Here is a 1,246-nt window from a genome sequence, read left to right on the forward strand (position 1 = left end):
ATTTTGTGGATCTGCATTTGATCAGTCATCACAACTGTTCACTCCTTCGGTAATTTGGTGTTGAGCCAGCGCTCGGCAAGGCCGCGAATGGTCTCCACACCGATAAGGCCGACCATGCCACCGACAAAGCCGGCCGCTTCCCCCGGGATCCCGAACCAGCCAAAGGCACTGATAAATGCCAGGGTGATCGCGCCACACAGGACGGATTCCAGCAGCCGGCGGCGGCCACTGCCCCCGCCATAGGTGATGCGCAGCCAGGCGGTTAACACGGCCAGGGCGGTGCCATAGACGGTGGGCAGGTTGTCCATCAACCAGGCCAGCAGCAGGGCACCGATGATGGGGTCTTTATGAGGCATGGCGTTCATGTCCGTTGCTCGGGTTAGCGGGCCAGCCGTTCAAGGCGGGTCTGGCAGGAGACGCACAGGCGCACCCCCGGCACATGGTGGCGACGGGCCTCGGGGATCGGGTCGTCGCACTCCTCGCATTGATGCAGGCTCATGCCCTGGTAGCGCCCCTTGCCCACCTGCTTGGCCAGGTTGGCGGCCAGCATGCGGGCGGTGTGTTGGTTGGCGCGGTCGATATCGTCCACAGCGCCCCCTTAACCCAGCAGGTGGCGGGTGTCTTCCTTCGAGAGGTAAGGCACGCCATCGATGTGAACGAAATCGGGGGAGGTCACAAAGCCTTTCACCTTGTGCACGCTCTTGCTGCCGCCCTTGGGATCGATGTCGAGCAAGTCGGCCGCATTGAGCTTGACGCCGAACGCTTCCACCTTGATTTCCTCGCTGCCGGTGTTGGCGTAGAACAGCACATCGTCCGGCGCCATCCCACGCCAGCTGCCCGCCCGCTTGGCGGCGCCAACCAGCAACTTGAAGTTCTTGGTGTCGAGTTCAAATTCACACTCGGCGGCAACGTCCCCATCCACATAGCCATCCGGGATGCCCCGGGTCTGGGCCACGGCGCTGTTGTCGGTGATGGAGAGGCTGGCCTTTTCGACGTGGACCATGGCCCCCATCAAGGTGGTGTCGAAGTTGATGCCGGAGAAGCGTTTGGTCACGGGTTAGCCCTCTGCGTTGTTCAGGCTCAAATCGAGCATGATGTTGACGGTGATCCCCTTGGGGCAGTCCACGGTGCGCACCACCACATAGACAGAGACCAGGTTCTTGGCGGTCCACTGGATGCTGATGTCGCCATCTTTGGGGGAGGCGATGTCGCCCGGGAACGGCTGGCCGTTGATGGTGGTGGCCTT

The 1,246-nt window shown here is 62.1% G+C and carries 4 protein-coding genes; all 4 read right to left on the reverse strand.

Going from position 1 to position 1,246, the window contains the following annotated elements:
• Positions 1 to 38 precede the first annotated feature (38 nt).
• Complete coding sequence (locus GWQ22_RS21445) at positions 39 to 356, reverse strand: phage holin, lambda family (RefSeq protein ID WP_212514529.1); 318 nt, start codon at positions 354 to 356, stop codon at positions 39 to 41.
• Between the two features lie 23 nt (positions 357 to 379).
• Complete coding sequence (locus GWQ22_RS21450; protein WP_275931621.1) at positions 380 to 589, reverse strand: TraR/DksA family transcriptional regulator; 210 nt, start codon at positions 587 to 589, stop codon at positions 380 to 382.
• Between the two features lie 9 nt (positions 590 to 598).
• Complete coding sequence (locus GWQ22_RS21455; protein WP_212514531.1) at positions 599 to 1,054, reverse strand: phage protein; 456 nt, start codon at positions 1,052 to 1,054, stop codon at positions 599 to 601.
• Positions 1,055 to 1,057: 3 nt separating this feature from the next.
• On the reverse strand, positions 1,058 to 1,246 hold a 189-nt coding region (locus tag GWQ22_RS21460), incomplete at its 5' end, for a DUF2586 family protein (RefSeq protein ID WP_275931622.1).

Source organism: Aeromonas sp. 1HA1 (assembly GCF_029237385.1).
Lineage (GTDB): Bacteria > Pseudomonadota > Gammaproteobacteria > Enterobacterales > Aeromonadaceae > Aeromonas > Aeromonas popoffii.